This is a genomic window from Citrobacter sp. GW821-FHT02E08 (genome assembly GCF_059421685.1).
Map to the genome: position 1 here is coordinate 24,840 of NZ_JBWKVL010000005.1, position 22,462 is coordinate 47,301.

General features: G+C 52.3%; 22 protein-coding genes. 8 read left to right on the top strand and 14 right to left on the bottom strand.

Features of this window, described 5'->3' with window-relative positions:
• Position 1 precedes the first annotated feature (1 nt).
• The 8 genes from rseP to rpsB form a co-directional block, all read right to left on the bottom strand.
• Positions 2-1,354 carry a sigma E protease regulator RseP gene (gene rseP, locus AC07UY_RS08600; RefSeq protein WP_192611146.1) on the bottom strand — a complete coding sequence of 451 codons (1,353 nt, stop codon included), beginning with the start codon at positions 1,352-1,354 and terminating at the stop codon, positions 2-4.
• Between the two features lie 11 nt (positions 1,355-1,365).
• Positions 1,366-2,223: a phosphatidate cytidylyltransferase gene (gene cdsA / locus AC07UY_RS08605; protein WP_192611145.1), complete on the bottom strand. Its 858-nt coding sequence runs from the start codon at positions 2,221-2,223 to the stop codon at positions 1,366-1,368.
• Between the two features lie 12 nt (positions 2,224-2,235).
• Positions 2,236-2,994, bottom strand: a complete 759-nt coding sequence (ispU, locus tag AC07UY_RS08610) for a (2E,6E)-farnesyl-diphosphate-specific ditrans,polycis-undecaprenyl-diphosphate synthase (RefSeq protein WP_162381150.1) — start codon at positions 2,992-2,994, stop codon at positions 2,236-2,238.
• Between the two features lie 188 nt (positions 2,995-3,182).
• Positions 3,183-4,379 (bottom strand): 1-deoxy-D-xylulose-5-phosphate reductoisomerase, encoded by a 1,197-nt coding sequence (gene ispC, locus AC07UY_RS08615; RefSeq protein ID WP_203358867.1) that lies wholly within the window; start codon positions 4,377-4,379, stop codon positions 3,183-3,185.
• Between the two features lie 95 nt (positions 4,380-4,474).
• Entirely contained in the window at positions 4,475-5,032 is a 558-nt protein-coding gene (gene frr / locus AC07UY_RS08620; protein ID WP_203358868.1) for a ribosome recycling factor, read from the bottom strand.
• A 152-nt stretch (positions 5,033-5,184) separates the two neighbouring features.
• Positions 5,185-5,910, bottom strand: a complete 726-nt coding sequence (gene pyrH, locus AC07UY_RS08625) for a UMP kinase (protein ID WP_046475796.1) — start codon at positions 5,908-5,910, stop codon at positions 5,185-5,187.
• A 151-nt stretch (positions 5,911-6,061) separates the two neighbouring features.
• A complete protein-coding gene (gene tsf, locus AC07UY_RS08630; protein WP_203358869.1) occupies positions 6,062-6,913 on the bottom strand; it encodes a translation elongation factor Ts in 852 nt (283 codons plus the stop codon).
• Between the two features lie 136 nt (positions 6,914-7,049).
• On the bottom strand, positions 7,050-7,775 hold the full coding sequence (gene rpsB, locus AC07UY_RS08635) for a 30S ribosomal protein S2 (RefSeq protein WP_203358870.1): 726 nt from the start codon (positions 7,773-7,775) through the stop codon (positions 7,050-7,052).
• Between the two features lie 321 nt (positions 7,776-8,096).
• Between rpsB and map the strand changes: the two genes are divergently transcribed.
• The 4 genes from map to AC07UY_RS08655 all read left to right on the top strand — a co-directional run bounded on the left by map (position 8,097) and on the right by AC07UY_RS08655 (position 13,029).
• The gene (map, locus tag AC07UY_RS08640) at positions 8,097-8,891 is read left to right on the top strand and encodes a type I methionyl aminopeptidase (protein ID WP_494660084.1); all 795 of its coding nucleotides are present in this window, start codon (positions 8,097-8,099) and stop codon (positions 8,889-8,891) included.
• A gap of 113 nt (positions 8,892-9,004) precedes the next feature.
• Complete coding sequence (glnD, locus tag AC07UY_RS08645; RefSeq protein ID WP_203358872.1) at positions 9,005-11,677, top strand: bifunctional uridylyltransferase/uridylyl-removing protein GlnD; 2,673 nt, start codon at positions 9,005-9,007, stop codon at positions 11,675-11,677.
• Between the two features lie 30 nt (positions 11,678-11,707).
• Positions 11,708-12,532 (top strand): 2,3,4,5-tetrahydropyridine-2,6-dicarboxylate N-succinyltransferase, encoded by an 825-nt coding sequence (gene dapD / locus AC07UY_RS08650; protein ID WP_203358873.1) that lies wholly within the window; start codon positions 11,708-11,710, stop codon positions 12,530-12,532.
• A 110-nt stretch (positions 12,533-12,642) separates the two neighbouring features.
• On the top strand, positions 12,643-13,029 hold the full coding sequence (locus tag AC07UY_RS08655; RefSeq protein ID WP_192611139.1) for a DUF3461 family protein: 387 nt from the start codon (positions 12,643-12,645) through the stop codon (positions 13,027-13,029).
• 124 nt (positions 13,030-13,153) lie between these two features.
• Here the strand turns inward: AC07UY_RS08655 and AC07UY_RS08660 are convergent, their stop codons facing one another.
• The 3 genes from AC07UY_RS08660 to dgt form a co-directional block, all read right to left on the bottom strand.
• Positions 13,154-13,564 (bottom strand): helix-turn-helix domain-containing protein, encoded by a 411-nt coding sequence (locus tag AC07UY_RS08660; protein ID WP_494701105.1) that lies wholly within the window; start codon positions 13,562-13,564, stop codon positions 13,154-13,156.
• Between the two features lie 178 nt (positions 13,565-13,742).
• Entirely contained in the window at positions 13,743-15,179 is a 1,437-nt protein-coding gene (degP, locus tag AC07UY_RS08665; protein ID WP_494660081.1) for a serine endoprotease DegP, read from the bottom strand.
• Positions 15,180-15,311: 132 nt separating this feature from the next.
• The gene (dgt, locus tag AC07UY_RS08670; RefSeq protein ID WP_203358876.1) at positions 15,312-16,826 is read right to left on the bottom strand and encodes a dGTPase; all 1,515 of its coding nucleotides are present in this window, start codon (positions 16,824-16,826) and stop codon (positions 15,312-15,314) included.
• An 83-nt stretch (positions 16,827-16,909) separates the two neighbouring features.
• Between dgt and mtnN the strand changes: the two genes are divergently transcribed.
• Genes mtnN through AC07UY_RS08685 form a run of 3 tightly spaced genes read left to right on the top strand, consistent with a single transcriptional unit; the run spans position 16,910 to position 19,062 of the window.
• Positions 16,910-17,608: a 5'-methylthioadenosine/S-adenosylhomocysteine nucleosidase gene (mtnN, locus tag AC07UY_RS08675; RefSeq protein WP_203358877.1), complete on the top strand. Its 699-nt coding sequence runs from the start codon at positions 16,910-16,912 to the stop codon at positions 17,606-17,608.
• Positions 17,601-18,401, top strand: coding sequence for a vitamin B12 ABC transporter substrate-binding protein BtuF (gene btuF, locus AC07UY_RS08680; RefSeq protein ID WP_494660080.1), 801 nt, complete (start codon positions 17,601-17,603; stop codon positions 18,399-18,401). The genes mtnN and btuF overlap by 8 nt, the downstream gene beginning before the upstream one ends.
• 37 nt (positions 18,402-18,438) lie before the next feature.
• The gene (locus AC07UY_RS08685; RefSeq protein ID WP_203358879.1) at positions 18,439-19,062 is read left to right on the top strand and encodes a TRIC cation channel family protein; all 624 of its coding nucleotides are present in this window, start codon (positions 18,439-18,441) and stop codon (positions 19,060-19,062) included.
• 44 nt (positions 19,063-19,106) lie between these two features.
• On the opposite strand, the gene erpA is transcribed toward AC07UY_RS08685, so the two are convergent.
• Genes erpA through clcA form a run of 3 tightly spaced genes read right to left on the bottom strand, consistent with a single transcriptional unit; the run spans position 19,107 to position 20,953 of the window.
• Entirely contained in the window at positions 19,107-19,451 is a 345-nt protein-coding gene (gene erpA / locus AC07UY_RS08690; protein ID WP_006686771.1) for an iron-sulfur cluster insertion protein ErpA, read from the bottom strand.
• Positions 19,444-19,608 carry a small protein YadW gene (gene yadW / locus AC07UY_RS08695; protein ID WP_494724431.1) on the bottom strand — a complete coding sequence of 55 codons (165 nt, stop codon included), beginning with the start codon at positions 19,606-19,608 and terminating at the stop codon, positions 19,444-19,446. Before yadW ends, erpA begins: the two co-directional genes overlap by 8 nt.
• A complete protein-coding gene (gene clcA, locus AC07UY_RS08700) occupies positions 19,532-20,953 on the bottom strand; it encodes a H(+)/Cl(-) exchange transporter ClcA (RefSeq protein WP_494660079.1) in 1,422 nt (473 codons plus the stop codon). Before clcA ends, yadW begins: the two co-directional genes overlap by 77 nt.
• A 151-nt stretch (positions 20,954-21,104) precedes the next feature.
• Here clcA and hemL point away from each other — a divergent pair, with 151 nt between their 5' ends.
• Positions 21,105-22,385, top strand: coding sequence for a glutamate-1-semialdehyde 2,1-aminomutase (hemL, locus tag AC07UY_RS08705; RefSeq protein ID WP_192611131.1), 1,281 nt, complete (start codon positions 21,105-21,107; stop codon positions 22,383-22,385).
• The last annotated feature ends 77 nt before the right edge of the window (positions 22,386-22,462 follow it).

Below are 22,462 nucleotides of genomic sequence, written 5' to 3' on the forward strand. Positions count from 1 at the left end.
CTTACAACCGAGAGAAATCATTGAAAAGTGCAAGCCCCATTAACAACACCAGCAAAATCGAGCCAATGCGATAACTAAAGTCTTGAACCCGCTCGGATACCGGACCGCCCTTCAGCTTTTCAATCGCCAGGAACAGCAGATGCCCCCCGTCAAGAACGGGCAACGGAAACAGGTTGATTATCCCTAAGTTCACGCTGATAAGCGCAAGAAACATCAGGTAATAAATGCCCCCAAACTCCGCTGACATCCCAGCCCCCTGGGCGATAGAAATCGGCCCACTGAGGTTGTTCAGTTTCACATCACCGGTAATCAATTTTCCCAGCATACTGACCGTCAGCTTCATCAACTGCCACGTTTTGTCCGTGGCCTCGAGGATGGCGCTGAATGGCCCATACTGGCGTACTGTCTTGTACTCATCTGGCAGAGGAATAATTTTAGGCACCACGCCCGCAAAACCTTCTGCTTTACCGTTAACCGGTTTTGTATCCGGAATTAACGTCAAAGACAAGGAACTCCCCTGCCTTTCGATTTCGAGAGCTAACGGCTTACCTGGATTATCGCGCACCAGCGTCACGAACATCATCCATTGCGTTAGCGATTGACCATCGACTTTAACGATCCTGTCGCCAGCTTGCAAACCCGCCTTACTTGCTGCGGAGTTCGTTTGCACTTCTGACAACACGGGTTCAATCTGTGGACCGCGTGGTCGAATCCCTAAAGACGATACAGGATCTTCTTTGTCTGGCTCAAATGCCCACTGACGCAAATCCAGCGTTTTGTCCTGTCGTTGGTTGCTACCAAACGGCGCCACGCTGATAGTCGTATGCTCATCGCCGATTTTCGACACCAATTGTAAACGGACGGCATCCCAATCAGGGGTTTCGATACCATCAACGGCTTTAAGTTCCGTCCCTGGACGAATTTGCGCCTGAGCAGCAATGGAGTTGGGCGTTATTTCGCCAACCACCGGACGCACACCAGGGACACCGATGATAAAGACCAGCCAGTAAGCAAATATAGCGAAAAGGAAGTTTGCAATCGGACCTGCGGCGATTATCGCCGCCCGCTGTCCAACGGTTTTGTTGTTGAATGCATGGTGGCGCAGTTCCGGTATCACCGGCTCTGCGCGCTCATCCAACATTTTGACGTAACCGCCGAGGGGGATAAGAGCGATGACATACTCAGTGCCAAAACGATCGGTACGTCGCCAAAGCGCTTTACCAAAACCGATGGAAAAGCGCTCGACACGAACGCCGCAGCGCCGGGCAACCCAGAAATGACCAAATTCATGCACGGTGATAAGCACACCCAGTGCGATGATGAATGCAGCCAGATTCCAGAGAATACTCAGCATAATACCTTCCGTTAAAGCGTCCTGAATACCAGCAACAGCAGGCACGCAAAGACCGGTACTGCAGCCGTCAGGCTATCAATACGATCAAGAATACCACCATGTCCAGGGATCAAATGACCGCTATCCTTAATTCCCGCTTCACGCTTAAACATACTCTCCGTTAAGTCACCCAGCACAGAGGCCAGCGCAGCAACAATAGAGCATATGAACAAGGTTGAAGGCGCGACATCAAGGTTAGCCCACATACTGTAACCCCATGAGATCACCGCAGCGGTCACCAGACCACCAATGAAACCTTGCCATGTTTTACCGGGAGAAACCTTTGGCGCCAGCTTATGTTTGCCAAACAGTTTGCCAAACATATACGCCCCGGAGTCAGCTCCCCAGACAAGGATCATGACATAGAGCAGCCACACGGCGCCACTGTAATGATTCTCATCATAGTGCCAGGCGCGAAGCGCCAGCATTCCCCAAAAGAAGGGAACGATGGTCAATACGCCGAAAATAACGCGTAATGTCTTCGAATTACGCCACATTGCGGCTGAGCCCGGATAAAACAACACCAGCAATAACGCCACAACCCACCAGCCTAGCGACAGCCAAAGCGAGGCTTCAACGAGCGGTTGGCGAATATTGTGATGATATTCGGGTAATAAAAATAGCATCAGTGCCAGCAATAACCCGCACAGCACCGCCAGCCAGACCCGTTGTGTACGAGTGGCAAAACCGCTTAACTGTCCCCATTCCCAGGCGGCCAGCATACAAACGACCAGCGTAACAATGGCGAACCCCACCGGCGGCAACAGAAAAAGCGCCGCGATGACAACAGGTATTAAAACAAAAGCAGAAATCAGGCGATACTTCAGCAAAAGCGACCCCCATCAGGCTTTGTCATCACCGGGCTCGGTGCCGCCGAAACGACGCTCTCGATTAGCAAAGGCATGCAGCGCACCTTCAAAGTCTTGTTCATCGAAATCGGGCCAAAGAACATCAGTAAAGTAAAGTTCGGCGTAGGCAATTTGCCACAGCAAAAAATTACTGATGCGATGCTCTCCCCCAGTCCTAATTACTAAATCCACAGGAGCCAGCTCATGCATGCAGATTTGCTGACTTAGCATTTCTTCATCGATCTGATCAGGGCGCAGAAGACCTTCCTGCACCTGTTCTGCCAGTTGCCTGACTCCCTGGACAATATCCCAACGTCCGCCGTAGTTCGCGGCAATATTCAGCGTCAACCCGGTATTCTGGGCCGTTAGCGCTTCAGATTTGCGAATACGTTCCTGCAAACGCGAGTTAAATCGACTGGTATCTCCAATAATGCGCAGACGAACGTTATGGCGATGCAGGCTTTTTACTTCACTATCAAGCGCCCACACAAACAGCTCCATTAACGCACTGACTTCCTGCGCTGGTCGGTTCCAGTTCTCACTACTAAAGGCATACAGCGTTAACGCGTCAATACCGTTATTGGCAGCGAAAGACACAGCACGGCGGACAGATTTTGCCCCGGCCTTGTGCCCAAAGGCTCGAATCTTCCCTTGTTTCTTCGCCCAGCGACCATTGCCATCCATAATGATCGCAACATGACGACAGCCATGTGCTGGCAAATTTTCGCTTAATGGTTGAGTTGCAGACAACATAACGCGTTTTTAGTCCCTGAAAGGATTTAACGGTACTCAGGAATACTGAAGCCTTTACAAAAAAAAGCCGTGTCAAACCACGGCTTACCTGACCGAAAAAAGCCAAATACCTACGATCAGGTGGCGCAGACTATATCACTGAAGCACAACGCTAACAAATAGCACGATCTACTGTAGATGGATTATCGTCATACGGAGAGTCGCGTCACTTGCTTTCTGGCGACTTCCCGTGCGACAGCATCGACCCTCAGTACGTCGTCTACGCTTTGTGGCTCCTGCAGATCCATGTTATCCAGCACCGATAAATTCAGACTGGCAATATCGGTAAAACGAATCTGCTGTGCAAGAAATGCTGCAACAGTGACTTCATTTGCCGCATTAAGCGCGGTTGTGGCAGCTTGTCCCTGCTCGAAGGCGTCCATGGCCAGTTTCAGGCACGGATAGCGCTGATAATCCGGCGCAGAGAACGTCAACGCACTGAGCGAGCAAAAATCAAGCGGCTTCACGCCAGAGGAAACACGATTCGGCCATGCCATCGTATGGGCAATTGGCGTGCGCATGTCCGGTTCTCCCAATTGCGCCAGCACACTACCGTCCTGATAGCGCACCATGGAATGAATCACAGACTGCGGATGAATCAGCACTTCCATCTGACTTGCGCTGGCATTGAACAACCAACGCGCTTCAATGTATTCCAGACCTTTATTCATCATAGTGGCCGAATCGACAGAGATTTTTCTCCCCATCGACCAGTTCGGATGACGGCATGCCTGATCGGGCGTCATCGCCGTCAGATCGTGCAATGGCGTTTCACGGAACGGGCCACCAGACCCGGTAAGCAAAATCGACATTACGCCATTTTGCTCCAGGTCAGCGTATCCCAGGTTGTGCTGAATAGGTTGCGGTAAACTCTGAAAAATCGCGTTATGTTCGCTATCTACCGGTAAAAGCTGGGCTTTACTGTGTTTCACCGCATCCATGAACAGCCGCCCGCAGGTCACCAGCGACTCTTTATTCGCCAGCAGAATGGTTTTCCCCGCGTGGATAGCCGCCAGCGTTGGCAACAGACCGGCAGCGCCAACAATCGCCGCCATCACCTGATCAACGTCATCAAGCGCCGCCATATCACAGGCCGATTGTTGCCCGCTCAGTACCTCAGTACGGCTGCCATGCTGCAAAAGCGCAGCTTTCACCTGACGGGCGCTGTTCTCATCGTCCATCACTGCGTAACGCGGGGTGAATTCCAGGCACTGCTCGACCATACGGGTAACATTTTTACCCGCCACAAGTGCAACAATACGGAAATTGTCTGGGTTATGGCGCACCACATCCAGTGTGCTGCAACCAATAGAGCCGGTTGAGCCCAGAATGGTTAAATGCTTCATAAGACGTCCAGAAGAATTGAGATACGATAAAAAGCAAAACGCCGCCAGCCAACCCTTACAGGTTTTCTGTGCGGCGTTTTAGTCGTACAGGAAAATCAGAACTGCATCAGTTCTGTTTCTTTTTCTGCCAGCGCCGCATCAACTTTCTTGATGGCTGCGTCGGTCATTTTCTGCACGTCTTCCTGAGAACGACGATCGTCATCTTCGCTGATCTCTTTCTCTTTCAGCAGAGCTTTCACTTTGTCGTTCGCATCGCGACGTACGTTACGTACGGCAACACGTGCTTGTTCAGCTTCACCACGAACGATTTTCGTCAGATCTTTACGACGTTCTTCCGTCAGCGGAGGCAGCGGAACACGAATATCGCTACCTGCAGAGCTTGGGTTCAGGCCGAGGTCAGAAGCCATAATCGCTTTCTCAACAGCAGGCCCCAAAGAACGGTCAAACACGTTGATTTTCAGAGTACGGGAATCTTCTACCGTTACGCTTGCCAGCTGACGCAGCGGCGTCGGCGTACCGTAATATTCTACGACAATGCCATCCAGCAGGCTGGGAGAAGCACGACCCGTGCGTATTTTGCTGATTTGGTTTTTGAACGCTTCGACGCATTTGTCCATGCGTACTTCAGCATCTTTTCTGATTTCGCTAATCACGTTACGAATCCTTGAAAACTTGTCTCAGTCAGACCAGACAGTCGCACACAGTGGCAGTGTGCTAAGTATAGCCCTGATTAATTCATATACGGGTAAGAGCCTCTCCCGCGACAGTAAAGCGGAATATTACCTGTATTTGGACATCACGGGAATTATTCCGTGATTAAAGTCCCTTCTTTTTCGCCCATCACAACACGACGCAGCGCACCAGGCTTGTTCATGTTGAATACACGAATCGGCAATTTGTGGTCACGAGCCAGCGTGAAGGCAGCCAGATCCATCACTTTCAGCTCTTTATCCAGCACTTCATTGTAGGTCAATTGCTCGTACATGGTCGCGGTTGGATCTTTCGCAGGATCGGCAGTAAATACGCCATCTACTTTGGTGGCTTTCAGTACAACGTCCGCTTCAATTTCAATACCACGCAGGCACGCTGCGGAATCGGTAGTGAAGAACGGATTACCCGTACCGGCAGACAAAATAACCACACGGTTATTACGCAGCAGGCTAATCGCTTCTGCCCAGCTGTAATTGTCACATACGCCGTTCAGGGGAATAGCAGACATCAGGCGGGCGTTCACATAGGCGCGGTGAAGCGCATCGCGCATTGCCAGACCGTTCATTACGGTGGCCAGCATGCCCATGTGGTCGCCCACAACGCGGTTCATACCCGCTTTCGCCAGACCAGCACCACGGAACAAGTTACCGCCACCAATTACCACACCAACCTGAATACCCAGTTCAACCAGCTCTTTGATTTCCTGAGCCATACGATCCAGTATGCTTGCGTCGATACCGAAGCCTTCCGTACCCTGCAGAGCTTCGCCGCTCAACTTAAGCAGAATGCGTTTATAGACGGGTTTTGCATTGGTAGCCATGTTTCTTTCCTGAGACTGTCAACGATTAAGATGGGGGTTAATTCTGGCGACATATGATATGTCGCATATCAGCACAGAAACGCCTGGAGTCTGTCTGAATTTTGCCTGACGGACACAAAAAGAAGCCGCCCTCAGGCGGCTCCTTATAAAATTAAGACTGCTTGGACATCGCAGCAACTTCTGCTGCAAAGTCAGTCTCAACTTTCTCGATGCCTTCGCCCACTTCAAAGCGGATGAAGCCAGTAACGTCAGCGTTGTGCTCTTTCAGCAGCTGAGCAACAGATTTGCTCGGCTCCATGACGAACGGCTGGCCAGTCAGAGAAACTTCGCCGGTGAATTTCTTCATGCGGCCTTCAACCATTTTCTCTGCGATTTCTTTCGGCTTACCGGACTGCATCGCGATGTCCAGCTGAACCTGGTATTCTTTCTCTACCACTTCAGCAGACACGTCTTCCGGCTTAACAAATTCTGGTTTGCTTGCAGCAACGTGCATTGCCAGCTGTTTAACCAGTTCTTCGTCAGCGCCAGTTGCAGCAACCAGAACACCGATACGCGCACCGTGCTGGTAGTTACCCAGAATTTCGCCTTCCAGGGAAGCAACACGACGGATGTTGATGTTCTCACCGATTTTAGCAACCAGAGCAACACGTTCTTCTTCGAACTGTGCTTTCAGAACTTCAACGTCAGTGATTTTGCCAGCAACGGCAGCGTCCAGTACTTTGTCAGCAAATGCCTGGAAACCAGCATCTTTAGCAACGAAGTCAGTCTGGCAGTTAACTTCCAGAATGAAAGCGATGTTGCCGTCGATTTTGGTTTTGATTACGCCGTCAGCAGCAACGTTGCCTGCTTTTTTCGCCGCTTTGATTGCGCCGGATTTACGCATGTTTTCGATTGCCAGCTCGATGTCGCCATTAGCTTCAGTCAGTGCTTTTTTGCAATCCATCATGCCTGCGCCGGTACGCTCACGCAGCTCTTTTACCAGGGATGCGGTAATTTCAGCCATTCTAAAATCCTCGGAAGATTTGATCTGCCCGGCCATAAACCGCACAGATTTAAAAGTGAAAAAGGGGGCCATATACAGGCCCCCTAACCAAACGTGATACTACCTGGTCTATAAGGGCTCTAACGAGCGTGCCTTATTATTCAGCTTCTACGAAGCTTTCTTCCGCCTGGGAAGCCAGATCCTGAGAACGGCCTTCACGAACGGTTGTAGCTACAGCGCCCAGGTACAGGCTAACAGCACGGATTGCGTCGTCGTTACCCGGGATAACGAAGTCAACACCGTCCGGATCAGAGTTGGTATCAACGATAGCAAATACCGGAATACCCAGGTTGTTTGCTTCTTTGATAGCAATGTGCTCGTGGTCAGCATCGATAACGAACAGAGCGTCCGGCAGACCGCCCATGTCTTTGATACCGCCCAGGCTGTTTTCCAGTTTCTCAAGCTCACGAGTGCGCATCAGCGCTTCTTTCTTGGTCAGCTTTTCGAAAGTACCGTCCTGAGACTGAGTTTCCAGGTCTTTCAGACGTTTGATGGACTGACGAACGGTTTTCCAGTTAGTCAGCATACCGCCCAGCCAGCGATGGTTCACGAAGAACTGGTCGCAGCTGTTAGCAGCGTCTTTCACCGCTTCGCTTGCAGCGCGTTTAGTACCAACGAAAAGGATTTTGCCTTTGCGAGAAGAGATCTTGTTCAGTTCAGCCAGAGCTTCGTTGAACATCGGTACAGTTTTCTCAAGGTTGATGATGTGAACTTTGTTACGCGCACCGAAGATGAACGGCTTCATTTTCGGGTTCCAGTAACGGGTCTGGTGACCAAAGTGAACACCAGCCTTGAGCATGTCGCGCATGGAAACAGTTGCCATGATTAAAACCTCTATATATAAAGTTGGGGTTATGCCTCCACGTATCCCATATTACCGACCCCAAAGGGCACCCCGGAATATGTGCCGATACGTGTGTGTTGTTACACAAAGTGAGATTTGTCGCTTCCGTCTATCTTGTGTATCTGAGAGAGAACGGAAGTCCGGCGCGCTTTATACCACAAATACGCCGCAGACACCAATAATTGTTGGCAGTCTGTGCTGTTAATGATTCTCAATTTGGCAGCGTGTACCCCTGACTGATACCATTGACAGCACTTACACAATTATTGTCGAAATAATCGACACTGATGGACAGAATTCATGGCTATCTCAATCAAGACCCCTGAAGAAATCGAAAAAATGCGCGTCGCTGGCCGTATGGCTGCCGAAGTGCTGGAAATGATCGAACCGTATATCAAACCGGGCGTCAGCACCGGTGAACTGGATCGTATCTGTAACGACTATATCGTTAATGAACAGCATGCTATTTCCGCATGTCTGGGCTATCACGGCTACCCGAAATCCGTCTGCATCTCTATTAATGAAGTGGTGTGTCACGGTATTCCGGATGATGCCAAACATCTGAAAGATGGCGATATCGTCAACATCGACGTGACCGTCATTAAAGACGAATACCACGGCGATACCTCAAAAATGTTTATCGTCGGCAAACCTACCATTCTGGGCGAACGTCTGTGCCGTGTGACGCAGGAAAGCCTGTATCTGGCACTGCGGATGGTAAAACCGGGCATCCGTCTGCGTACGCTGGGTGCTGCCATTCAGAAATATGCGGAAGGCGAAGGTTTCTCCGTGGTGCGTGAATACTGTGGTCACGGCATTGGTCGCGGCTTCCATGAAGAACCACAGGTTCTGCACTACGATGCTGATGACGGTGGTGTTGTGCTGCAAACCGGGATGACATTCACCATTGAACCGATGCTGAACGCCGGTGATTATCGTATCCGTACCATGAAAGATGGCTGGACGGTAAAAACGAAAGATCGCAGCTTGTCCGCACAGTATGAGCATACTATTGTGGTGACAGAGAATGGCTGTGAAATTCTGACATTACGCAAGGATGACACCATCCCGGCGGTAATCACGCACGACGAATAATTTTTTGCCTGATGGCGATGCTCCCGCATCTTATCAGGCCTACAAATTGCACTATCCCGTAGGCCGGATAAGGCGCTCGCGCCGTCATCCGGCTTTTTAATGGGTGGCATACGATGAAAACTCTTCCAGAACAGCATGCGAACACGGCCCTCCCCACCCTACCTGGCCAACCGCAAAACCCCGGCGTCTGGCCGCAACATGAGCTAACCTGTGCGGACATAAAAGCCCACCTTGATGTCTTTCAGCGTTGGCTGGGCGAGGCCTTTGACGAAGGCGTTTCCGCCGAAATGCTCATTGAAGCCCGTACCGAATTTATTGACCAGCTCCTGCAGCGACTGTGGATCGATTACGGCTTTGGGCAAATTAGCGATGTCGCGCTGGTGGCGGTTGGCGGCTACGGTCGCGGTGAACTTCATCCGCTTTCCGATATCGACCTGCTGATCTTAAGCCGTAAAAAGTTGCCCGACGCGCAGGCGCAAAAAATTGGTGAATTGCTGACTCTGCTGTGGGACGTCAAACTGGAGGTTGGGCACAGCGTGCGGACTCTGGAAGAGTGCCTGCTGGAAGGTTTGTCGGATCTCACCGTCGCCACTAACCTTATCGAAACACGTCTGCTCATCGGGGATGTCGCGTTATTTCTTGAATTGCAGAAACACATCTTCAGCGAAGGGTTCTGGCCGTCTGAAAAATTTTTTGCCGCGAAAGTTGAAGAGCAACACCTGCGCCATCACCGCTATCACGGTACCAGTTACAATCTGGAACCTGACATCAAAAGCAGTCCCGGCGGTCTTCGCGATATTCATACTCTGCAGTGGGTGGCGCGTCGCCATTTTGGCGCGACATCGTTAGACGAGATGGTCGGTTTCGGCTTTTTAACGCAGGCGGAACGTGCCGAGCTGAACGAGTGCCTGCATATTCTGTGGCGCATTCGCTTTGCACTCCACCTGGTGGTCAGCCGTTACGATAACCGTCTACTGTTTGACCGCCAGTTAAACGTTGCCCAGCGCCTCAACTATAGCGGCGAAGGCAACGAACCGGTCGAGCAGATGATGAAGGATTATTTCCGGGTCACCCGCCGCGTTACTGAACTTAATCAGATGCTGCTGCAACTGTTTGACGAAGCGATCCTCGCGCTGTCCGCCGACGAAAAACCGCGCCCCATCGATGACGATTTTCAGTTACGCGGTACGCTGATCGATCTGCGCAGTGAGGATCTTTTTATCCGTGAACCGGAAGCGATCCTGCGGATGTTCTATACCATGGTGCGCAACAGCGCGATCACGGGCATCTATTCCACCACGCTGCGTCATCTTCGCCATGCGCGTCGCCATCTTAATCAACCGCTGTGCTACATCCCGGAAGCACGATCGCTGTTTCTGAGTATGCTGCGCCATCCCGGCGCCGTCAGTCGCGGTCTGTTGCCGATGCACCGTCACAGCGTGCTGTGGGCCTATATGCCGCAATGGTCGCACATCGTCGGTCAAATGCAGTTTGACCTGTTCCACGCCTATACCGTGGATGAGCACACCATTCGGGTCATGCTGAAGCTGGAGAGCTTCGCCAAAGAAGAGACGCGTCAGGCTCACCCGCTGTGTGTGGATCTCTGGCCTCGCCTGCGACAACCCGAGCTGATTTTTATCGCCGCGCTGTTTCATGATATCGCCAAAGGACGCGGCGGCGACCACTCGGTTCTGGGCGCGCAGGACGTGCTTAAATTCGCCGAGCTGCACGGTCTGAACTCACGCGAAACGCAGCTGGTTGCCTGGCTGGTGCGTCATCACCTGCTGATGTCTGTCACGGCGCAGCGGCGGGATATTCAGGATCCGGAAGTGATCAAGCAATTCGCCGAAGAGATGCAAACAGAACACCGTCTGCGTTTCCTGGCCTGTCTGACGGTAGCCGACATTTGCGCCACCAATGAAACGCTGTGGAATAGCTGGAAGCAGAGCCTGTTGCGTGAACTCTATTTCGCCACCGAGAAACAGCTCCGCCGGGGAATGCAGAATACGCCAGATATGCGCGAGCGTGTGCGTCATCACCAGTTGCAAGCCCTGGCGCTGCTGCGTATGGATAATATTGACGAAGAGGCGCTACATCACATCTGGTCACGCTGTCGCGCCAACTATTTTGTCCGCCATAGCCCAAATCAGCTGGCCTGGCACGCCCGACATCTGTTGCAGCATGACCTCAGTGATCCATTAATTCTGCTCAGCCCGCAGGCCACGCGCGGCGGAACCGAAATTTTTATCTGGAGTCCGGACAGACCGTATCTGTTTGCCGCCGTCTGCGCTGAACTGGACAGGCGCAATCTGAGCGTTCACGACGCGCAGATTTTCACCACTCGCGACGGCATGGCGATGGATACGTTTATCGTTCTGGAACCCGATGGCAGCCCTCTTTCGTCGGATCGCCACGAAGCCATCCGTTTTGGGCTGGAACAGGCAATCACACAGCGCAGTTGGCAACCGCCGCAACCGCGTCGACAACCGGCCAAGCTCCGCCATTTCACCGTCGAGACCGAAGTGAATTTCCTGCCAACCCATACCGACCGGAAATCGTTCCTGGAATTGATAGCACTCGATCAGCCAGGCCTGCTGGCGCGGGTCGGGCAAATTTTTGCCGATCTGGGAATTTCGCTTCATGGCGCCCGAATTACAACCATTGGTGAGCGAGTAGAAGATTTATTCATAATCGCCACAGCCGACCGGCGTGCGCTTAATAATGAGCTGCAGCAGGAAGTGCATCAACGGTTGACAGAGGCCCTCAATCCAAACGATAAAGTGTAGTGTGTTTATTTATATGGAAAGAGTTTAACAATGCAGCAGTTACAGAACGTTATTGAGTCAGCTTTCGAGCGTCGTGCCGACATCACTCCGGCAAATGTAGATACCGTGACCCGTGAAGCGGTTAATCAGGTCATTTCTCTGCTGGATTCCGGCGTGCTGCGTGTCGCAGAAAAGATTGATGGCCAGTGGGTCACCCATCAGTGGCTGAAGAAAGCGGTACTGCTCTCTTTCCGTATTAACGATAACCAGGTTATCGACGGTGCGGAAAGCCGCTACTTCGATAAAGTGCCGATGAAATTCGCCGACTACGATGAAGCGCGTTTCCAGAAAGAAGGCTTCCGTGTGGTTCCGCCTGCGGCTGTGCGTCAGGGCGCATTTATCGCTCGCAATACGGTGCTGATGCCATCTTACGTGAACATCGGTGCTTACGTTGACGAAGGTACCATGGTTGATACCTGGGCGACCGTTGGCTCCTGCGCGCAGATTGGTAAAAACGTTCACCTGTCTGGCGGCGTGGGCATCGGTGGTGTACTGGAGCCACTGCAGGCTAACCCAACCATCATCGAAGACAACTGCTTTATCGGCGCGCGTTCAGAAGTCGTTGAAGGGGTGATCGTGGAAGAAGGTTCCGTGATCTCCATGGGCGTGTACATCGGTCAAAGCACCCGTATTTATGATCGCGAAACCGGTGAAGTGCATTACGGTCGCGTTCCGGCGGGCTCGGTGGTTGTTTCCGGCAACCTGCCGTCTAAAGACGGGAAATACAGCCTGTACTGTGCAGTGATTGTGAAAAAAGTGGATGCGAAAACCCGCGGCAAAGTGGGCATCAACGAGCTGCTACGCACCATCGACTAATCCTGATTAGAAAAAGCGGGGGCAACCCCGCTTTTTTTATATCTTCTGGTGGCGGAAAAAGAACTTTTCGTTAATTATTCAAAGGTTATGTTGAGATTAAGGGTACCGCTATGTACGACAATCTGAAAAGTCTGGGCATTACCAATCCTGAAGAAATCGATCGTTACAGCCTGCGGCAAGAAGCCAACAACGATATCCTGAAAATCTATTTCCAGAAGGATAAAGGCGAATTCTTTGCCAAGAGCGTTAAGTTTAAATATCCTCGCCAGCGCAAAACGGTCGTCGCTGATGGTGTTGGTCAGGGGTACAAAGAGGTTCAGGAGATCAGCCCGAATCTACGCTATGTGATCGACGAGCTGGATCAAATCTGCCAGCGTGACCGCACCGAAGTCGATCTTAAACGTAAGATCCTCGACGATTTACGTCATCTGGAATCGGTCGTGACCAATAAGATCAGCGAGATTGAAGCCGATCTTGAGAAGTTGACACGCAAATAACGCGGTTTGTTGCCGGGTGGCGGCTTCGCCTTACCCGGCCTACCCATTGATGCGCGCCCGCCGCCACCCGGCTTTATTTTGCCTGATGGCACTACGTTTATCAGGCCGACAAAACAAATCCCGCCTACCGTTGTTCATCCAGTTGCAATGCCACATACAACAACAACCTATCGTCAAAACTCCCCAAATCCAGCCCGGTGAGTTCAGAGATTCGGTTCAGACGATACTCCAGCGTATTACGGTGGATAAATAACCATTTTGACGTCGCCAGCGGCTGTACGTTGTGGCGAAACCACGCCGCCAGTGTCCTGCGCAATAATCCGTTGTTATCCATGGATTTCAGTCGTGCTAACGGCCTCGCCAGCTCATTATCAATATCGACAACGCGCCCTTGCGACAACACCAGCAATGCACCTTCGTGCAATTCACCAATACGTTTGCGATCGCCGCTGCCGATAATACGCCCACGGGCATCCATTACGTTGATATTGGTATCAATGATGCGCATGGTCCGCGACACGATATCCTGTGCCATGTTGGTATCAAGATGCCAGCCATAAACCCTCCTGTGAGCGGAACTCAAGCATAGGGAAGATGTTAGCCTGCAACATTGTGCAGATGCACAAACAGACGGGGAGATATATGGAGTTGTGGGAAACTTCACAAAACGGAGGAGAACCCTTTCCCCAACGGGGAAAGGGCTTTGCGAGAGATTACTGCATCAGCAGGTAGATGGAGCTATCGCCACGCTGAATGTTCAGCGCCAGCACAGACGGTTTGCTGTCGAGGATTTTACGCAGTTCAGCGATGTTTTTAATCGCCTGCTGGTTTGCCCCAACGATCACGTCCCCTTTCTTCAGGCCAATCATGGCAGCCGGAGAATTGGCTTTGACGTTATTCACGACAACGCCCTTATCCTGGCCTTTATTACTCATCTCAGCACCTTCAATACCGCTGAAGATGGTGCTGGAGTCGACCTGATTCTGGCTGCTTTGCTGCAGCTCCAGGCTTACTGTCACAGGCTTGCCTTCGCGCAGCAGACCCAGGCTGATTTTGCTGCCAATCGGCATCGTCCCTACCTGAGCGCGCAGTGCGGCAAAGCTGCTGATCGGCTTACCGTTCAGCGACGTAATGACGTCACCCGCTTTAATGCCCGCTTTCGCCGCCGACGAGTTCGGCAATACCTGGCTTACGAATGCGCCACGCTGCGCATCAACTTTCATTGCTTTCGCCAGCTCAGAGCTCAGTTCGGTCCCCAGAATCCCCAGCTCACCGCGTTTCACCTGACCGTACTCAACCATCTGGGCCGTCAGGTTTTTCACCATGTTGCTTGGGATAGCAAAACCGATACCGATATTGCCGCCGTCCGGCGCAAGAATGGCGGTGTTAATACCGATCAGTTCGCCGTTCAGGTTCACCAGCGCACCACCGGAGTTACCCCGGTTGATGGCGGCATCAGTCTGGATAAAGTTTTCATAGTTCTCTGCGTTCAGACCGCTACGGCCCAGCGCAGAAACAATACCGGACGTCACCGTCTCGCCCAGACCGAACGGGTTACCGATGGCAACGGTATAATCCCCCACGCGCAGCGTGTCAGAGTCCGCCAGCTTAATCGCCGTCAGATTTTTCGGATCCTGAATCTGGATCAGCGCGATATCGGAGCGCGGATCTTTACCGACGACCTTCGCATCGAATTTACGGCCATCGCTCAGTTGTACTTTGATAACGCTGGCTTTGTCGACCACGTGGTTGTTGGTCACAACATAACCTTTTGCGGCGTCAATGATGACACCGGAACCCAGCGCCATGAATTTTTGTTGCTGACCGCCGCCGTTATCGCCGCCCTGCTGCACCCCGCCCTGACAGAAAGGCGAGCTCTGGAATGGCGAGCCATCCTGACAGAACGGAGAATCTTCACCGAAAAACTGCTGGAAGTTACGCGGCATACGCGGCGTATTCACCGTCGTGCTGCCTTCCACGTTAATACTCACCACCGATGGCATCACTTTTTCGAGCATCGGCGCCAGACTTGGCATCTGCTGGGCTGTTGTTGCTGAAGACGCCGTCTCAGCCGCCGTTGCAGACAGGGGGGACAACGCCAAACCTAAACTCAGAGCCAGTGCACTCATTGCTAATGTGGTTTTTTTCATGTGTTTCGATCTCGATTAACAGATAACGCAAAATTGCTGTGTACATCAGATTCGTTTTATAGCGCGAAGTTCCGGTATAAAGTTTCTGGAAACGGTAAATATTTATTGTTCATCTTTACAAAAGGTTGAATATTATTCAACCGCCATCAGTCGGCGATATTCATCCCAGGCATACAAATCGGTCATCCCGCTGATATAATCCTGGATCAGACGGCAGCGATAATAATATTCCAGCGTGGCGTATTCCGGGGAATCTGAGGCTAATTTACCCACCACTTCAACATAGGCCAGGCGGTGACGCGTAGAGAGCTTCTGGAATAGTCTGGACTCAATAGGAAAGCGTTTCAGTCGTTCGTTATCCACCAGCTCAGAAAAATCTAATAGCGACATTTTTAATAGCGGCTGATAAATCTCCAGCAAACCGCTGATCACCCGATATCCCTGTAATTCCAGCTGTTCGACATCCGGGTGGCTAAACACGTGTTTTACCGCGACATTCTTATATAATTCAAGCAACTGACTGAAGCCACTGGCATCTTCCAGCAATGCATGATTGAAATTACCGTCAAAGATTTGCGGCAAATTATCAATAAAGCGTTGGGCAGCATACGGCACCAGTTTATTAAGTGTATTCACGCGTAAATACATAAAAAACTGGTCTTCCGTACTGCGGCTTAATGAATTGGCGCGCGATTTCTCCCAGGCATTCTCAACCACCTGTGTGAACAGTGAGCCTTTTTCATGATGCCCCCAGGCTTCATAAAGATGATGATAAAGCTGCTCCACGCTGAAGATTCTTTTCTCAACAGCATCCTCAAGATCGGCCACACAATATGAAATATCGTCAGCCGCCTCCATAATCCACGCCAATGGATATCGGCTGTAAGGCGCCATTTCAAGCTCTTTACGTAACCGCTCAATATAGGGCTCTTCAGAAAGATAGTAGCCCGGCTTTTTCATTAAATAGGTATGTGAGGAAGGCGTTTCACCCCGCCACCAGGCGGGTCGCGTATATTTTAAAATACCGCCCACCTGCGCCCAGGTCAGATTCATTCGCATCAATGTATGAACCAGACGTATCCCCTGCGCATTCCCTTCAAACTGACATAAGTCCTGGCGCACTTTACGACGAAGATGATTCACTGACTCCTCACCCTCACGCAATCGCAGCGCGGCAACGACACAACGATCGTCACTGAGTGGCTGGCTTTCCGCATCTGCCGGGAACAAACGCTGGCGAAACCAGTCGTTAATCGCCGCCTCGCCAAAATGCCCAAACGGCGGATTGCCGATATCATGCATCAGGCAAGACATCTCCACGATGCTCTCAAAAGGACCGGTCAACTCATCAAGGCCGTACTTCTCTAATAGTTTCAGCTCTTTAAGGCGACTCAGTATCTCTTTAGCGATATAACGCCCAACCTGCTGCACTTCCATAGAGTGCGTCAGTCGCGTCCGCACCGCCGCATTGCGCTCAAGGGGGAACACCTGCGTTTTCTGTTGCAGACGGCGAATCGCGGGTGAGTTGATGATCCGACCACGATCGCTCTCAAAGATCCGTAGAATTTCATGCTCAGATTTCGTGCCCTGCGGTGAGCGATAACGACGGTGCCAGTTAATTTTATTTCGGAAATCGATCTGTGCCATGTTCTCTCCCGCCTGAGCAATGCGCTTCACCTTAAGCGCATGATAGACTATGCCCTCAAATCTGGCTTATCGCGAGTAAATCTATGAAAATCGGCATCATTGGTGCAATGGAAGAAGAAGTTACGCTGCTGCGTGACAAAATCGAAAACCGTCAGACAATTACCCTTGGCGGTTGTGAAATTTACACCGGCCAACTGAACGGAACCGAGGTTGCGCTACTGAAATCAGGCATCGGTAAAGTCGCGGCTGCGCTGGGCGCAACTCTGCTTCTCGAGCGATGCAAGCCAGATGTCATTGTTAACACCGGTTCTGCGGGCGGCCTGGCGCCGACGCTGAAAGTCGGTGACATCGTGGTTTCTGACGAAGCGCGTTATCACGATGCCGACGTCACCGCATTTGGTTATGAATTTGGTCAGCTTCCAGGTTGCCCGGCAGGTTTTAAAGCAGATGACAAGCTGATCACAGCTGCCGAATCCTGCATCGCAGAACTGAACCTGAATGCAGTTCGCGGGTTGATCGTCAGTGGTGACGCCTTCATTAATGGCTCAGTCAGTCTGGCGAGGATCCGCCATAACTTCCCGAACGCGATTGCCGTGGAGATGGAAGCGACCGCTATCGCGCACGTTTGCCATAACTTTAACGTGCCTTTTGTGGTGGTTCGCGCCATTTCTGACGTGGCCGATCAGCAGTCTCACCTCAGCTTTGACGAGTTCCTGGTGGTTGCCGCCAAACAGTCCAGCCTGATGGTGGAAACGCTGGTCCAGAAACTGGCACATGGCTAAATCATTATCCAGGGCGCTGGCCGCCCTGCTTCTCACTCTTCCGGTGTGGCTGTCTGCCGCGCCGCGCGTCGTTTCTCTTTCCCCCGCTAACACCGAACTCGCCTTTGCCGCAGGCATTACCCCCGTTGGCGTTAGCAGTTATTCCGACTATCCCCCGGAAGCGAAAGGCATCGATGAGGTTTCTACCTGGCAAGGGATGAATCTGGAACGGATTGTGGCGCTAAAGCCCGATCTGGTTATCGCCTGGCGTGGCGGGAATTCAGAGCGGCAGGTCAATCAACTGACCTCTCTGGGCATCGACGTCATCTGGATAGACGCGGAGACCATCGAGCAAGTTGCTGGCGCGTTGCAACAGTTGGCTGCCTGGAGCCCCGATCCCGAGAAAGCCAATCGTGCGGCGCAAACCTTGTTGGATGAGTATGCTCAGCTAAAATCTCAGTATGCAGAGAAACCGAAAAAGCGGGTGTTTCTCCAGTTTGGCATCAATCCACCCTTTACCAGCGGAAAAAACTCGATTCAGAACCAGGTTATTGAGCTTTGTGGCGGAGAAAATGTCTTTGCCGATAGTCGGGTTCCCTGGCCGCAGGTGAGTCGCGAACAGGTGCTGGCAAGGGCTCCCCAGGCGATCGTCGTCGCAGGAGATTCGGGCGAAATTCTCAAAATCAAACAATACTGGGGAAATCAGCTAAAAATTCCGGTTATTCCACTCACCAGTGACTGGTTTGAACGCGCAAGCCCGCGTATTATCCTCGCCGCAAAACAACTCTGTAATGCGCTTTCACAAGTGAAATAGAGCCAGGCCCCGCCAGGCTCTCAGTGGGGATTCGACAATGCTCGTCTATTGGCTCGATATTGTAGGCACAGCGGTATTTGCTATCTCTGGCGTATTACTGGCCGGAAAACTGCGCATGGACCCTTTTGGCGTTCTGGTTCTTGGCGTTGTCACGGCCGTTGGCGGGGGAACCATTCGCGATATGGCGCTGGATAACGGGCCGGTATTTTGGGTAAAAGATCCGACCGACCTGGTGGTAGCGATGATCACCAGCATGCTCACCATTGTGCTGGTGCGTCAGCCCAGACGACTGCCTAAATGGATGCTCCCGGTATTGGATGCCGTTGGCTTAGCGGTGTTTGTTGGTATCGGCGTGAACAAAGCCTTTATTGCCGGAAGCGGTCCACTGGTCGCCATCTGTATGGGCGTGATTACCGGCGTCGGCGGCGGGATTATTCGTGATGTGCTAGCCCGCGAAGTCCCCATGATTTTACGCACTGAAATTTATGCAACGGCCTGTATCATCGGCGGAATTGTGCATGCTACTGCGTATTATACGTTTGATATTCCACTGGAGACGTCCAGTATGATGGGGATGGTCGTGACGTTGCTCATTCGACTTGCCGCCATTCGCTGGCATCTGAAGTTGCCGACCTTTGCACTGGATGATCGCACCAGATAGCAAAAAGCCGTGTCTATGACACGGCTTTTTCATGTTCAGTACAATCAGATACTGAAGGACGAGCCACACCCGCAGGTGCTTTTTGCGTTCGGGTTGGTCACGACGAAACGAGAACCTTCCAGACCTTCGGTGTAGTCAACGGATCCGCCCACCAGATACTGCAGGCTCATCGGATCGACAACCAGACCGACGCCCTGTTTCTCAATGGTCATATCGCCATCGTTCACCTGATCATCAAAGGTGAAACCGTACTGGAAACCGCTGCAACCACCACCGGTGATATACACACGTAATTTCAGATTCGGGTTATCTTCATCAGCGATCAGGCTTTTTACTTTATTGGCTGCTGCTTCAGTAAATTGCAGTGGCAGCGCTACGTCATCACTCATTTTTTGCTCCAAACGACATTGGCAATTGGGCAAATTCTAACCCAATACTCTTGTCATTATCTAATACCCTGGTATTTCGTTCAAGTATTCTCGCCAGCGGTAACGCCCTGGCTTTTTGCCGCCTGCTCTGCGTCCTGCTTTGCCAGTGTGCGGGCAAGGATTGTAGAGTATAGCGGCTTTCCGCCCATAAATTGCGCTAACAGTGTTGCGCCAAGACAGGTAATAATCATTGGCAAAATGAGCTGATAGTTATCGGTCATTTCCAGCACCAGCACAATCCCCGTCAACGGCGCCCGCACAGATGCCGCCAGCAATGCCCCCATTCCGGCAATCGCAAACGTCCCCGCCTCAAGATGATATTGCGGGAAAAATACCGCCGCCGCCATGCCAAACGCGGTGCCCAGCAACGTCCCCAACGCCAGCATTGGCGCAAAAATACCGCCAGGCGCGCCGGATGAAAAACAGAGCAGCGTGGTAATGACTCGGGCGATAAAAATAAACAGCAGGAGTCCAACGCTGAAATTACCGGCTGCGGCAATGGGGATCAGGTTAAATCCTCCGCCGGCCGCCTCCGGTTTAATCAGCCCGAGAATACCGCACAGCCCGCCGATAGCGCCGCCCATCAATACCCATTTTTTGATATCGCCGCCATGAAAGCGTTGGAACATATCCTGGGTACGCAACACCAGGGTATTGAAGACCGGCCCCACGCAGCCAAAAACCATCCCGAGGATCAAATAGAGCCACAGGGTGTTAACCGGCGCATTCGACAGTTTCCCCACCTCAATGATCGGCGCTTCACCGTTGAAGATCCGAAACACGATGCTGGACATGATAACCCCAGTGAACACCGCCTTGATCGAAATAAGGTTGTAACGAAACTGCGGACGCATCTCTTCAATAATGAATAAAATGCCCGCCAACGGCGCGTTAAAAGCGGCAGACAGCCCCGCAGCCGCACCGGTTGCCAGTAACGTGTGGCGCGCTTCGGCGCTGCGCATGCGAAACACATCCAGCACCATGCGACCAATATTACCGCCGATCTGCACCGTGGGTCCTTCGCGTCCGAGCACCATCCCCGCGCCGAGCGTCCCCATACCTCCAACAAACTTAACCGGCAGGACGCGCCACCAGCGCACGGGACGCAGCTCTTCCAGAGCGCCTTCAATTTCTGGGATACCCGAACCACCGGCCTCCGGCGCAAATTTACGCACCAGAAAATAACCGACCATCGCAAGCCCGGCAGAGAGAATAAAGGCCAGCGGCCAGACCAACAGCGCATGGTCTGCGACATGGGCCAATGAGCCGAGACGCTGGTTCTGGACCCAGGTCACCGCTTTTTCGAATGCCACGCCAACCAACCCAGTGACAGTACCGACAACGGCCGCCATCAACAAAATCGCCAGCGGCGTTTTATCGCGCTCAACGAGTCGGCGGATCAGATCCCTGCGCCGTAAGCGCAAAACGTGCTGTGCTTCAAAAGAGGGAGTGTCTGTTTTCATCGGATGATCATTAATTGGTAATACAAATACAGAGACGGCATTCTACTCGTCCCAATGATGAAAATCCCCTGTAAATCGTGTTGTTTCAAATGCGGATAACTTTACTTAGAATAGCGGGCATTCACTTTTTCTACGAACCAGGAACCCATCCATGAGTAAGTCTGAAAACCTCTACAGCGCAGCACGCGAGCTTATCCCCGGCGGCGTTAACTCCCCTGTTCGCGCCTTTACTGGCGTGGGGGGAACTCCGCTGTTTATCGAAAAAGCAGACGGCGCGTATCTGTATGATGTCGATGGCAAAGCCTACATCGATTACGTCGGTTCCTGGGGACCGATGGTGCTGGGTCACAACCATCCGGCTATCCGTAACGCGGTGATTGAAGCTGCCCAACGGGGTCTGAGTTTCGGTGCCCCTACCGAGATGGAAGTGAAAATGGCGGAGCTGGTCACCAATCTGGTGCCAACCATGGACATGGTGCGTATGGTGAACTCAGGTACCGAAGCCACCATGAGCGCCATCCGCCTGGCACGCGGCTTTACGGGTCGCGACAAGATCATCAAATTTGAAGGCTGCTACCACGGTCACGCCGACTGCCTGCTGGTCAAAGCCGGTTCCGGCGCACTGACGCTGGGTCAGCCGAACTCACCGGGCGTACCGGCAGATTTCGCTAAACATACCCTGACCTGTACTTACAACGATCTGGACTCGGTTCGCGCGGCATTCGAACAGTATCCGCAGGAGATTGCCTGCATCATCGTTGAGCCCGTCGCAGGTAACATGAACTGCATCCCGCCGCTGCCGGAATTCCTGCCTGGCCTGCGCGCGTTGTGCGACGAATTTGGTGCACTGCTGATTATCGACGAAGTGATGACCGGTTTCCGCGTCGCGCTGGCTGGCGCACAGGATTACTACGGCGTGACGCCAGACCTGACGTGCCTGGGCAAAATCATCGGCGGCGGTATGCCTGTCGGCGCTTTCGGCGGTCGCCGCGACGTGATGGATGCGCTGGCCCCGACCGGTCCGGTTTACCAGGCGGGAACGCTTTCCGGTAACCCTATCGCGATGGCAGCCGGTTTTGCCTGTCTGACCGAAGTCGCCCAACCGGGGATCCATGAAACGCTGAATGAGCTGACCACGCAACTGTCAGAAGGTTTGCTGGAGGCAGCACAGGAGGCGGGAATTCCGCTGGTGATGAACCATGTTGGCGGTATGTTCGGGATATTCTTCACCGATGCCGAATCCGTGACCTGCTACCAGGATGTGATGGCATGTGATGTGGAACGCTTTAAGCGTTTCTTCCATCTGATGCTGGATGAAGGCGTTTATCTGGCGCCGTCAGCGTTTGAAGCGGGCTTTATGTCCGTGGCGCACAGCGTGGACGATATCAATAACACCATCGACGCAGCACGTCGGGTGTTCGCGAAGCTGTAAGTTTCGCTGCAAAATCGTAGGCCTGATAAGCGTCAGCGCCATCTGGCAATAAAATGCCGGGTGGCGGCTGACGCCTT

Excerpts from the sequence above, each read along its gene's own strand:
- glnD (WP_203358872.1), top strand. The coding sequence starts at position 9,005 with ATGAAAACTCTTCCAGAACAGCATGCGAACACGGCCCTCCCCACCCTA.
- mtnN (WP_203358877.1), top strand. The coding sequence starts at position 16,910 with ATGAAAATCGGCATCATTGGTGCAATGGAAGAAGAAGTTACGCTGCTG.
- erpA (WP_006686771.1), bottom strand. The coding sequence starts at position 19,451 with ATGAGTGATGACGTAGCGCTGCCACTGCAATTTACTGAAGCAGCAGCC.
- degP (WP_494660081.1), bottom strand. The coding sequence starts at position 15,179 with ATGAAAAAAACCACATTAGCAATGAGTGCACTGGCTCTGAGTTTAGGT.
- AC07UY_RS08685 (WP_203358879.1), top strand. The coding sequence starts at position 18,439 with ATGCTCGTCTATTGGCTCGATATTGTAGGCACAGCGGTATTTGCTATC.
- rpsB (WP_203358870.1), bottom strand. The coding sequence starts at position 7,775 with ATGGCAACTGTTTCCATGCGCGACATGCTCAAGGCTGGTGTTCACTTT.
- dapD (WP_203358873.1), top strand. The coding sequence starts at position 11,708 with ATGCAGCAGTTACAGAACGTTATTGAGTCAGCTTTCGAGCGTCGTGCC.
- clcA (WP_494660079.1), bottom strand. The coding sequence starts at position 20,953 with ATGAAAACAGACACTCCCTCTTTTGAAGCACAGCACGTTTTGCGCTTA.
- btuF (WP_494660080.1), top strand. The coding sequence starts at position 17,601 with ATGGCTAAATCATTATCCAGGGCGCTGGCCGCCCTGCTTCTCACTCTT.
- AC07UY_RS08660 (WP_494701105.1), bottom strand. The coding sequence starts at position 13,564 with ATGGCACAGGATATCGTGTCGCGGACCATGCGCATCATTGATACCAAT.
- ispC (WP_203358867.1), bottom strand. The coding sequence starts at position 4,379 with ATGAAGCATTTAACCATTCTGGGCTCAACCGGCTCTATTGGTTGCAGC.
- map (WP_494660084.1), top strand. The coding sequence starts at position 8,097 with ATGGCTATCTCAATCAAGACCCCTGAAGAAATCGAAAAAATGCGCGTC.
- pyrH (WP_046475796.1), bottom strand. The coding sequence starts at position 5,910 with ATGGCTACCAATGCAAAACCCGTCTATAAACGCATTCTGCTTAAGTTG.
- dgt (WP_203358876.1), bottom strand. The coding sequence starts at position 16,826 with ATGGCACAGATCGATTTCCGAAATAAAATTAACTGGCACCGTCGTTAT.
- AC07UY_RS08655 (WP_192611139.1), top strand. The coding sequence starts at position 12,643 with ATGTACGACAATCTGAAAAGTCTGGGCATTACCAATCCTGAAGAAATC.
- ispU (WP_162381150.1), bottom strand. The coding sequence starts at position 2,994 with ATGTTGTCTGCAACTCAACCATTAAGCGAAAATTTGCCAGCACATGGC.
- tsf (WP_203358869.1), bottom strand. The coding sequence starts at position 6,913 with ATGGCTGAAATTACCGCATCCCTGGTAAAAGAGCTGCGTGAGCGTACC.
- hemL (WP_192611131.1), top strand. The coding sequence starts at position 21,105 with ATGAGTAAGTCTGAAAACCTCTACAGCGCAGCACGCGAGCTTATCCCC.
- rseP (WP_192611146.1), bottom strand. The coding sequence starts at position 1,354 with ATGCTGAGTATTCTCTGGAATCTGGCTGCATTCATCATCGCACTGGGT.